Annotated in this window: 12 protein-coding genes; 5 read left to right on the top strand and 7 right to left on the bottom strand. The window is 70.7% G+C overall.

All coding sequences use genetic code 11. The features are described from left to right. Positions 1–48 precede the first annotated feature (48 nt). Genes VFW79_RS14055 through purD form a run of 3 tightly spaced genes read left to right on the top strand, consistent with a single transcriptional unit; the run spans position 49 to position 3,922 of the window. Positions 49–1,917, top strand: a complete 1,869-nt coding sequence (locus tag VFW79_RS14055; RefSeq protein WP_329677916.1) for a phosphoenolpyruvate carboxykinase (GTP) — start codon at positions 49–51, stop codon at positions 1,915–1,917. Positions 1,918–1,937: 20 nt separating this feature from the next. Continuing rightward, the gene (locus tag VFW79_RS14050; RefSeq protein ID WP_329677915.1) at positions 1,938–2,606 is read left to right on the top strand and encodes a GNAT family protein; all 669 of its coding nucleotides are present in this window, start codon (positions 1,938–1,940) and stop codon (positions 2,604–2,606) included. Between the two features lie 50 nt (positions 2,607–2,656). Then, positions 2,657–3,922, top strand: coding sequence for a phosphoribosylamine--glycine ligase (gene purD / locus VFW79_RS14045; protein ID WP_329677914.1), 1,266 nt, complete (start codon positions 2,657–2,659; stop codon positions 3,920–3,922). A 290-nt stretch (positions 3,923–4,212) separates the two neighbouring features. Here the strand turns inward: purD and VFW79_RS14040 are convergent, their stop codons facing one another. From VFW79_RS14040 to VFW79_RS14010, 7 genes are all read right to left on the bottom strand, one after another. After that, complete coding sequence (locus VFW79_RS14040; RefSeq protein WP_329677913.1) at positions 4,213–5,445, bottom strand: RNA polymerase sigma factor; 1,233 nt, start codon at positions 5,443–5,445, stop codon at positions 4,213–4,215. Continuing rightward, the gene (locus VFW79_RS14035) at positions 5,442–5,765 is read right to left on the bottom strand and encodes a YciI family protein (RefSeq protein ID WP_329677912.1); all 324 of its coding nucleotides are present in this window, start codon (positions 5,763–5,765) and stop codon (positions 5,442–5,444) included. The genes VFW79_RS14040 and VFW79_RS14035 overlap by 4 nt, the downstream gene beginning before the upstream one ends. 53 nt (positions 5,766–5,818) lie before the next feature. After that, a complete protein-coding gene (locus tag VFW79_RS14030) occupies positions 5,819–6,427 on the bottom strand; it encodes a dihydrofolate reductase family protein (protein ID WP_329677911.1) in 609 nt (202 codons plus the stop codon). Between the two features lie 329 nt (positions 6,428–6,756). After that, entirely contained in the window at positions 6,757–7,278 is a 522-nt protein-coding gene (locus tag VFW79_RS14025) for an ATP-binding protein (protein ID WP_329677910.1), read from the bottom strand. Positions 7,279–7,334: 56 nt separating this feature from the next. Next, the gene (locus tag VFW79_RS14020; protein WP_329677909.1) at positions 7,335–7,685 is read right to left on the bottom strand and encodes an IS110 family transposase; all 351 of its coding nucleotides are present in this window, start codon (positions 7,683–7,685) and stop codon (positions 7,335–7,337) included. Positions 7,686–7,970: 285 nt separating this feature from the next. Continuing rightward, positions 7,971–8,717, bottom strand: a complete 747-nt coding sequence (locus VFW79_RS14015; protein WP_329677908.1) for a PIG-L deacetylase family protein — start codon at positions 8,715–8,717, stop codon at positions 7,971–7,973. A 194-nt stretch (positions 8,718–8,911) separates the two neighbouring features. Beyond that, positions 8,912–9,364, bottom strand: coding sequence for an ATPase (locus VFW79_RS14010; RefSeq protein WP_329677907.1), 453 nt, complete (start codon positions 9,362–9,364; stop codon positions 8,912–8,914). Between the two features lie 230 nt (positions 9,365–9,594). On the opposite strand from VFW79_RS14010, the gene VFW79_RS14005 reads away from it, so the two are divergent. After that, complete coding sequence (locus tag VFW79_RS14005) at positions 9,595–10,119, top strand: DinB family protein (protein ID WP_329677906.1); 525 nt, start codon at positions 9,595–9,597, stop codon at positions 10,117–10,119. After that, a partial coding sequence (locus VFW79_RS16530; RefSeq protein ID WP_422653160.1) for a DUF7677 family protein occupies positions 10,101–10,305 on the top strand: 205 nt, incomplete at its 3' end. The genes VFW79_RS14005 and VFW79_RS16530, both read left to right, overlap by 19 nt.

The raw sequence follows: 10,305 nt of genomic DNA, 5'->3' as shown, positions 1-10,305 counted from the left end.
CTTATGACCCTCGTCGCCACGTCCGTCGCGAACACGGCCCGCACCCGGATGGCCGTCGCCCCGGCGCCCGCCAGCGCAACCCCCGCCGCCGGCGCTCCGACGTCGCACCGTGAGCTGCTCGCCTGGGTGAGCCACATCGCCGCGCTCACCCGGCCCGACGAGGTCGTCTGGGTCGACGGCTCGGACGCTCAGCGCCGCGAGCTCACCGAGCTGATGGTGGAGTCCGGCACGCTCATCCGGCTCAACCCCGTGCGCCGCCCCAACAGCTACCTGGCCCGCTCGGATCCCCGGGACGTCGCGCGAGTCGAGGACCGCACCTTCATCTGCTCCGAGCGGCCCGAGGACGCGGGCCCGACGAACAACTGGCGTGAGCCGGCCGTCATGCGCGCCGAGCTCCGCGGGGTCTTCGAGGGCTCGATGCAGGGCCGGACGATGTACGTCGTCCCGTTCTCGATGGGACCGCTCGGCGGCCCGATCTCCCAGCTCGGCGTCCAGCTCACCGACTCGCCGTACGTGGTCGTGAGCATGCTGACCATGACGCGTGCCGGCACCCCGGTGCTCGACCTCCTCGGCGACGACGGCGCGTTCGTGCCCGCGGTGCACTCGGTCGGTGCACCCCTCGTCGACCCGGACGGCGAGCGCATCGAGGACGTGCCGTGGCCGTGCAGCGAGCGCAAGTACATCGTCCAGTTCCCCGAGACCCGGGAGATCTGGTCGTTCGGCTCGGGGTACGGCGGGAACGCCCTGCTCGGCAAGAAGTGCTTCGCGCTGCGCATCGCGTCCGTCATGGCCCGCGACGAGGGCTGGCTCGCCGAGCACATGCTCATCCTGCGGATCACCGACCCGAAGGACCGCGTGTTCCACCTCGCGGCCGCGTTCCCGTCGGCGTGCGGCAAGACGAACCTCGCGATGCTGCGCCCGACGATCCCCGGCTGGACGGTCGAGACGATCGGCGACGACATCGCGTGGATGCGCCCGGGCGGACCCGGCACGGACGGCCGGCTGCGCGCGATCAACCCCGAGGCCGGGTTCTTCGGTGTCGCACCCGGCACGGGCGTCACGACGAACCCGACCGCGATCGAGACCCTGCACTCGAACGTGATCTTCACGAACGTCGCGCTGACCGACGACGGGGACGTGTGGTGGGAGGGCCTGACTGACGAGGCGCCCGAGCACCTCACCGACTGGCAGGGCCAGGACTGGACGCCGTCGTCGGGCCGTCCGGCCGCGCACCCCAACTCGCGGTTCACCGTCGCCGCCGACCAGTGCCCGAGCATCGCCGACGACTGGGACTCCCCGGCGGGTGTACCGATCGACGCGATCCTCTTCGGCGGTCGTCGGGCGACGAACGTCCCGCTCGTGACCCAGGCGCGCGACTGGGCGCACGGGGTGTTCATGGGCGCGACGATCTCCTCGGAGCAGACGGCTGCCGCCGAGGGGACCGTCGGGGCGCTGCGCCGCGACCCGTTCGCGATGCTCCCGTTCTGCGGCTACAACATGGCCGACCACTGGGGTCACTGGCTGCGGCTCGGCGACGAGCTCACGGCCCGAGGAGTCCCGCTGCCGGCGGTCTTCCAGGTCAACTGGTTCCGCAAGGGGGCCGACGGGCGCTGGCTGTGGCCCGGGTTCGGCGAGAACTCGCGCGTGCTCGCGTGGGCGCTCGGCCGGGTCGCGGGCGACGAGTCCGTCGGTGCCGTCGAGTCGCAGGTCGGCCTGCTGCCGGCCCCCGGCGCGCTCGACCTGACGGGTCTCGACCTGCCGGCCGAGGACGTCGAGGCCCTGTTCGCGGTCGACCCGGCGCCGTGGTCGGCAGAGTGCGACCTCACGCAGGAGTTCTTCGAGCGGTTCGGCGATCGCCTCCCCGCGGCCATGACCGAGGAGCTCACGACGCTGCGCGCGCGTCTCGCCGTGCGCTGAGGGGCCGCTACGGTCGTCGCATGGAGCAGTCGGAGGTCGCCGTCGCGCAGCCGGAGCTCGTCGAGCCGCCGACGGTCGTCGCGCCCACCGGAGCCGTGCTGGCCAACCGGGAGGTCCGGCTCACGCCGCTCAGCGTGGCCGACGCGGACGAGCTGTTCGTCGCGCTCGACGACGAGCGCGTCTGGGCGGCGGGGTTCGGCGGGGGACCGCGAGGTCGTCCGTCGGACCCCGGCGCCATGGCGGCGTGGATCGCCGCGCTGACCGGTCGTCCCGGCCAGGCGGCCTACGCGATCCGGCTGGCCCGCACGTCCGCCGTCGGGCCCGCCGGACGGCTCGTGGGCACGAGCAGCCTCGGTGACGTCGACGTGGCCAACGAGCGCCTGCATCTCGGCTGGACGGCGTACGCCCCCGACGTCTGGGCGGGCGTAGTCAACCCCGCGACGAAGCTCGCGCTGCTCACGCACGCGTTCGAGGACTGCCACATGCACCGCGTGAAGCTCCAGACGGACGCGATCAACGCGCGCTCGCAGGCCGCCATCGCGCGGCTCGGTGCGGTGCGCGAGGGTGTGCTGCGCGAGCACGTGGTCCGTGCCGACGGCACGCGGCGCGACACAGTCGTGTTCTCGATCCTGGCGTCGGAGTGGCCGGCAGTCCGGGCGGGGCTCGAGCAGCGTCTCCAGGGCCTCTGACCGCGGACCGGGCCGCCGTCGGGCACGGACCGCCGATACACTCCGGCAGCGTGGAGATCCTCGTCGTCGGAACCGGTGCTCGCGAGCACGCCCTCGTCCGCGCGCTGTCCCGTGACCCGCAGGTGACGGCGCTGCACGCGGCCCCCGGGAACCCTGGCATCGGCCAGCTGGCGACCCTGTACCCGGTCGATCCGCTCGACGGCGCGGCCGTGGCGGCGCTCGCGGTCGGGCTGGGCGTCGACCTCGTCATCGTCGGCCCGGAGGCCCCCCTCGTGGCGGGGGTCGCGGACGCGGTGCACGACGCCGGGATCGCCGTCTTCGGCCCGAGCGCCGCGGCGGCTCAGCTCGAGGGCTCCAAGGCGTTCGCGAAGGACATCATGGCCGCAGCCGGTGTCCCCACCGCCGAGCCCCGCGTCGCCACGACCTCCGACGAGGCGGCCGCCGCCCTCGACACGTTCGGCCCGCCCTACGTCGTCAAGGACGACGGTCTCGCCGCGGGCAAGGGCGTCGTCGTCACGACCGACCGCGCCGAGGCGCTCGCGCACGCGCAGGCCTGCCTCGCCAAGCCCGGCAGCCGCGTCGTGATCGAGGAGTACCTCGACGGCCCCGAGGTGTCGCTGTTCGTCCTGTCGGACGGCGCGCACGTCGTCCCGCTCGTGCCGGCGCAGGACTACAAGCGCGCGCTCGACGGCGACGCCGGACCGAACACGGGCGGCATGGGCGCGTACTCGCCGCTGCCGTGGGCGCCCGCTGACCTCGTCGAGGACGTCGTGGCCCGCGTCGCGCAGCCGACGATCGACGAGATGGCCCGCCGCGGTACGCCGTTCGCCGGGGTGCTCTACGTCGGTCTCGCACTGACCAGCAAGGGGACCCGCGTCGTCGAGTTCAACGCGCGGTTCGGCGACCCCGAGACGCAGGTGGTCCTCGCGCGGCTCGCGACACCGCTCGGTGGTGTGCTGCACGCCGCGGCGACCGGCGGGCTCGGGCAGCTCGCGCCGCTCGAGTGGCTCGACGCCGCCGCCGTCACGGTCGTGATCGCGGCGCACGGGTACCCGGCCGACGTCCGCAGCGGTGACCCGATCACCGGCATCGAGGACGCCGAGGCGCTGCCCGGCGTCCACGTGCTGCACGCGGGGACGGCCATGGCGCCAGGGCCGGACGGGGACCAGCTCGTCGCTGCGGGCGGCCGGGTGCTGTCGGTGGTCGGCGTCGGAGCTGACCTGCCAGCGGCCCGTGCGGCCGCTTATGCCGGGGTCGAGCGCATCGCGCTGCCCGGGTCGCACCACCGGACGGACGTCGCGCTCCTCGCCGACTGACGTGTGGCAGCCGTGCGCGGGCATGACCACGCCCGGGCGCTTCCGAGGGCGCTGGCTCGGCCGCGCAATCTGTCGCACCCGCCGGACCAGGCACACCGCCGGTTCGGCCGACGAGGCGTGACGCACGGTCGCGACGGAGACGACGTGCAGAGCGAATCATCTGGTCATGCCGATGACAGTGCAGTGCCGACCGTCAGAAGCTGACGACCTGATGCGGGTATTGGGCCGATCTGATTGTGCCGGGGCCGGCCGCCGCTGCGCGCGGGGTGTCGATCGGTGATCCGTGGGCGCTACCGCAGCTGGTCGCGGCGGCGGCTCAGGTAGGCGATCTGAGCCGTGTTGCCCGCCAGCTCGATTGCTCTGTCGTACGCCTCGCGCGACTGCTGACTGCGGCCCAGCCTGCGCAACAGGTCCGCGCGGGTGGCGTGGTAGGCGTGATAGCCGACCAGCCTGTCCTCAAGGCGGTCGACCGCCGCTAGCGCCACCTCCGGCCCGTCGAGCTCGCCCACGGCGATGGCCCGGTTGAGGGCGATGATCGGCGAGGGGTCGAGGCGGACGAGCTGGTCATAGAGCGCGAGGACCTGCGACCAGTCGGTGTCGCGGATCTCGCGGGCGGAGGTGTGCACGGCGTTGATCGCGGCGAGGATCTGGTAGCGGCCCGGAGCGACCCCGGCGGCGGCAGCGGCGAGGCGCTCGCGCACCAGCCGGTGCCCCTCGGCGATCAGCGCCGCGTCCCAGGCCGCACGGTCCTGCTCGTCGAGGGCGACCAGTTCGCCGCTGGCTGAGACCCGGGCGGTGCGGCGGGCCTCGGTGAGGAGCATCAACGCCAGCAGCCCGGCCACCTCACCGTCGTCCGGCAGGAGGGTACGGATCAGGCGGGTGAGCCGGATCGCCTCGGTGGTCAGGTCGCGACGCACCGGATCGGTGTCGGGGCCGGTCGCCAGGTATCCCTCGTTGAAGACCAGGAAGAGGACGGTCAGCGCGCTGGAGACGCGTGCGGGGAGGTCCTCGGCGGACGGCACGCGATACGGGATGCGTGCCGCTGTGATCTTGGCCTTCGCGCGGGTGATCCGCTGCCCCATGGTGGTCTCCTGCACCAGGAAGGCACGGGCGATCTCGGGCACGGTCAGACCGCCGACCATGCGCAGCGTCAGCGCCACGCGGGCTTCCATAGCCAGCGCCGGGTGACAGCAGGTGAAGATCAGCCGGAGCCGCTCGTCGTCGATGGCGCCGGGAGGCTCGGGCAGGTAGTCGTACACCAGCTGAGCCTCCCTGTGCTTGCCGTCGCGCTTGTTCTCGCGCCGGATCCGGTCGATGGCCTTGTGATTGGCGGTGGTGGTCAGCCAGGCACCGGGGTTGGGCGGTACGCCGTCGGCCGGCCACCGCTCGACGGCGGTCGCGAACGCCTCGGCCGCCGCCTCCTCAGCGATGTCGAGGTCACCGAAACGCCTGGTCAGGGCTGCCACCACCCGCGCCCACTCCTCGTGGTGGGCCCGGGTGACCGCCTCCCCGACGTCGATCACAGGAACGCCCGCACCTCGACCTTCCGATCGCAGACCTTCGACGCCTCGGTGGCGAGCTCGAGCGCCACATCCAGATCGGGGGCCTCCCACACCCAGACGCCGGCGAGGTACTCCTTCGACTCCACGAAGGGCCCGTCGCTGAACACCGCCTGCTCGCCCCGGTTGTCGATGACCGTGGCCGCGTCGGTGCCCGCGAGTCCGCCCGCGAAAACCCAGTAGCCCTCGGCGATCAGTCGTTCGTTGAACGCGCTGATGGCGGGCCGCCTGTCCGTGCTGCCCGGATTGCTCTTGTCATCGATCACGGAAACCAGGTACTGCATCTGAAGATCATCTCCTGTGGTGTCGAGACAGCGTGGTTCGGTGGTCAGGGACGTCAGGCCGATGCATACTCCGGGCGCCCGGCCGGCCGGTAGACCTGGATCGTCACGCCCTTGGAGTCGACTCGCGACTCGACCAGGTCGAGCGCAAGATCTGGGCCGGTCTCCGAGAACAATCTCCCGCCCTGGCCGAGGATCACCGGGATCACGATCAAAGTCATCTCGTCGACCAGATCGTTCTCCAGCAGCCACCGGGTCAGGGCGCCACTGCCGTGCACCTGCAGCTCGCCCCCGGACTTGGCCTTCAGCTCACCGATGGCCGCCGCGAGGTCACCGCGGAGAACGGTCGTGACCTCCCAACGCGGCGCGGTGAGCGTGGTCGAGGCAACGTACTTGGGGGCCCCGTTCAAGGCCACGCCGATGGGATGCGCGAGCATCTGGTCGACTGATCCCCAGGAGCCGGCGAACAGCTCGTAGGTGCGCCGCCCGAACAAGAACGCCTCTGCGCGCTGGTAGGTCTGCGTGATGAACGTCCTGGTCTCGTCGTCGCCCTTCCCCCGGGCCCATCCGCCGCGCTCGAATCCGTTCCTGCGGTCATCCGACACGGCGCCGTTTCCCTGCATCACTCCATCGATGCTGACCTGAGTCATGGTCGTCAGCTTCATGATCGCGGTTCCTCTGCCCTGGCGCCGCCCCGTGTGGGCGGCCTCACCCTTGCTACGAACACCACCGCCCCGATCCGACACCGCCTCCCAGAATTCTTTGAAGACTCGTCCGGGACGCCGGTCGTCAGCGACCCGACAGCACGACAGAGTCGCGGCGACAGCGCTCCACTTCCTCAAGCCCGCCCAGTGCGGACAAGCTGGCTCGGACCCGATCGACCGCGAAGATCCTGACCAGTCGCCCGCACATGCCGCCGCCCGTGCTCCTGCCGATGGGCGTCTAGGGGTGTGTCACGAGCCATCGCCTGGTCTGATGTCCGTGGGCGCCGCCCTCAACGGTTGACGGCGTCTGCGATCTGCAGGGCGGCCTGGCCCGGTGTGAGGTCTGTGGTGTCGACGACCTCGGCCTCGTCGTGCAGCCAGGTGCGGGCCGCTTCGGCGTAGGGCTCGAGGTGCTTGAGGCGGAACAGGGACGGGCCAAGGAGTGTGTCTCGCTCGATGCGCCCGCGGAGGGTGTCCTGGTCAGCGTGGAGGACGAAGTGCCGTACCTGGATGCCATGGTCGGCGAGGCCCGTGCTGATCTCGCGCCAGTACTGCTCGACCAGGACGGTCATCGGCATCACCAGAGTGCCGCCGGTGTAGTCGAGTATGCGGCGGGCGGTCTCGACCACGAGCGGCCGCCACGGCGGCCAGTGTTGGAAGTTGTCGGTCTCGGGCAGTCCCGGCGTGATGTCCATCAGCGTCTCGCCGACCTTCTCGGCGTCGAACACCCGGGAATCCGGGATCAGCGGCTGCAGGAGTGAAGCGGTCGTCGTTTTGCCTGCGCCGTGGGTGCCGTTGAGCCATACGATCACGCGACCCGACGCTAGCAGCGCATGCGGCCGACGCCCGCTCGTGGCTCCCTTCTGTGTCAAGCCGCGGCGGGGAGCGCGGTTCTAGGGTCGTGGGTGACGGGTCCGGGAAGTGACCGAGTGCCGAACACCCGCGCCCTGGCCGACATCTTCGGCGGCACGTCCACGACGTCCTGACCGTCCGCGAGCAGTCGCAGGGCGACGTGCCGGCCGATGCCGTTGCACCCCTCGATCGCCCAGACCCGCTGCGGCCACGCGCGCACGTACTCGCGCAGCGCCGTGAACCCGTCCGGGTCGGTGGCAAACCTGCCCCCGCCCAGCACCTTCTCGTCGCCGGCCATGACCGCAATCGTCACCGAGCGTTTGTGCGGGTCCATCCCGATGACCACGCGTTCTGACTGGACCACCATGCTGTCCTCCGCTGCTCGAACCGGTGTGGTTGTCGAGCAGGGAGGGCACCGCTACTTCGAGCTGAGCAAACCCCTCTGAGCCTCTCCCCGCTCAGGCGGCACCCGAGCCGCGCAAGCCAGAGAGCCACACGACCAGTCGTGGGCAGCCGATGTGGGAGCGACAACCCGGGCACCTGGACCGAGCCCCGCCAGACACCGGTCCTGGGTCAATGCGACAAGTAGCCGATGAGAGGACGTCGACCCGTCTCGCTTCGTTAGTCGGCTTGCCTTGGGCAGCCGATCGTGTCAGGCCCAGCCCGCCCCGTTCGAAGGCAACTCCCAGCAGGTGTACCACTCGGTGGAGAGCAACTCGGCGCGAGCCTTCGGAGCCAAACTGGCGACGAGTCCCGGCAGGGCTCCTCGCTGCACCTCCGAGCGGTGAGCCAGTATGGCGTCGATCTTCTTGTCCAGCCACGGGGTGACGTCGACACTCAATGCCACTTGCTCGTCGGGAACGCTGTATCTCGCCTTCTGAGATCCGATGATCTTCGCCAGAGTCGCCATGGCTGAGTGCGGATGGGTGGCCAGGTAGAGATTGTGAGCGAGCCAAGGCGTGCCCGCGTCTGGGTACAGCCCCTCCATTGCTGCAGCCTGAGCCGCAAGAACGGTGACTCGGTGCGTCTGCAGGTGATCTGGATGGCCGGTGACCCCGCCGTAGGCATCGTGCGTGACGATGATGTCCGGGCGGAAGTCGCGGATGTGACTCGCCAGCCGTCCCACGGCTTCATCGAGCGGCGCGTCGCAGAAGCGCGGGCAGTTCCTCGCCGATTCGGGTAGACGCGCGTCGGCATATCCGAGAAACCGGGGCGTCTCTGCCCCAAGATATTGGAGCGCCTCGGCCAGTTCCTTCGCGCGCGGACTGTCCTCGGCCCAAGTCGTCGTGACCACAGCAGTCCGTCCGCCCTCGCTGGCACTACGCGCGAGCAGGCCACCTGCCGACAACGACTCATCGTCAGGGTGAGCGAACACCGCGAGCACACTCGGCACAGTCATGCGAACCATCCTCGACCAAGAGGTGGACAGGTGCGCACCAGGGCCAGGTGATACGTCCGGACATAGCCGCTGCCCGCGCGACCCTGCCGATGCCAGGGCGCCGCCGCTGCGCGCGCAGCGTTCCAGAGCCGCGCGCAGCCCAAGACAACGGCGGGTCGCGGCTGACCGGCGGTCTGCCCGCCGGTCACCGGCCACTACCCGAGCCACAGACCACGGATCTCCCGCGCGACGTGAACCGCGTCGCGCCCATCCGTGGACAACCGGTGCACGTCGAGGGGAGCCCTCTCCTGGAGAACACGCGCGGCAGCGTCGGACCGCTGGACGTGGGCGGCGAGCGAGTCACCGTGCTCACGGCAGGCGAGCCGGGCACGAGCAGTCGAGTCGTCGGCGGTCAGCAGGATCGCGGTCACGACGGGGTCGTCCCCCATCGCAGCCGCGAGCTCGCCCGCGTGCAGCACGCTCATCGTGTTGGTGTAGACGAGTCGGTCATACCCGAGTGCGCGGTAGTTCATCCACACCGCAGCCAGGTTGCGCTCGGCGAGCCGGTGCTCCCAGGGCGCCGGCCACGCCAGATCCAGCGCGTCACCCTCAATGACGGCGTGCCGAACGCGTTCAGCGGCGAGCTGGTCGTGAAGCGCGAACGCCACAGACGACTTCCCCACGCCCGAGCGCCCGCCAATCACCAACAGCTTCGACCCGGTACTCACGAGGCGCGACCGTACCAGCGCAACGTCGACGCGGCCTGCCAATCCGACACGATGACGATGACGACACGACTCCAGCCGCCGCGTGGGATGGCGCACGCTCATGGCCGTCCTCCGGGCTCGTGCCGGTGAGCGCCACGTGCACTCGAGGTGCGATCTGCGATGATCGGCGGGTGTCCGACCCAGCAAGGCGTTCCGCGGAGGACGTCATCGACGAGCCGGCCAAGGTCCAGTTCGAGACGTTCCTCGACCAGCACCGCTTCGCGCTGGACGCCTGCCTGGAGGGGCTGACCGAGCAGCAGGCACGCCGATCCTTGGTGCCCTCGAAGACCACGCTGCTGGGGCTGGTCAAGCACGCGACCTTCGTCGAGAAGGTCTGGTTCGGCGAGGCCGTCACGTGCCGTTCGCGCGACGAGCTGGGCATTCAAGCCGGTCCGGACGAGTCCTTTGACCTGGACGACGACGACACCATTGCCACCGTCCGGCAGGCACACCGGGAGGCGTGCGAAGCATCGCGCCAAGCCGTCGCCGAAATGGACCTGAGCGATCTCGTACACGGCAACCGTCGCGGTGCCCTGCCGCTGCGCTGGGTCTACCTGCACGTGTTGCGTGAGCTCGCCCAGCACTGTGGACACGCCGACATCCTGCGTGAACAAGTCCTGCGCGGTGGACCGAGCGACTGGCCGGTCGTGCGCTGATCGCGCCCCGAGCCGAGCCCGCGCAGGTCGGTCGGCTTGCTAGCGTCTCAGCCATAGATCCCAAGCTCAGCGCGGGTGCGTCCGGTGCGATCCGCCGGTTTGCCGGCGGGGTCGCGGCCGGGTCGGCCGGGCACCCGATGCTTGAAGGGATCGACTACTGGAGGATGTTCAGGCACTCGCCCAGCC

It is taken from the genome of Cellulomonas sp., from assembly GCF_036279715.1.
Lineage (GTDB): Bacteria > Actinomycetota > Actinomycetes > Actinomycetales > Cellulomonadaceae > Cellulomonas_A.
This window is presented reverse-complemented; position numbering and strand designations above follow the sequence as displayed.

Excerpts from the sequence above, each read along its gene's own strand:
- VFW79_RS14020 (WP_329677909.1), bottom strand. The coding sequence starts at position 7,685 with ATGGTGGTCCAGTCAGAACGCGTGGTCATCGGGATGGACCCGCACAAA.
- VFW79_RS14055 (WP_329677916.1), top strand. The coding sequence starts at position 49 with ATGGCCGTCGCCCCGGCGCCCGCCAGCGCAACCCCCGCCGCCGGCGCT.
- VFW79_RS14015 (WP_329677908.1), bottom strand. The coding sequence starts at position 8,717 with ATGACTGTGCCGAGTGTGCTCGCGGTGTTCGCTCACCCTGACGATGAG.
- VFW79_RS14050 (WP_329677915.1), top strand. The coding sequence starts at position 1,938 with ATGGAGCAGTCGGAGGTCGCCGTCGCGCAGCCGGAGCTCGTCGAGCCG.
- VFW79_RS14030 (WP_329677911.1), bottom strand. The coding sequence starts at position 6,427 with ATGAAGCTGACGACCATGACTCAGGTCAGCATCGATGGAGTGATGCAG.
- VFW79_RS14035 (WP_329677912.1), bottom strand. The coding sequence starts at position 5,765 with ATGCAGTACCTGGTTTCCGTGATCGATGACAAGAGCAATCCGGGCAGC.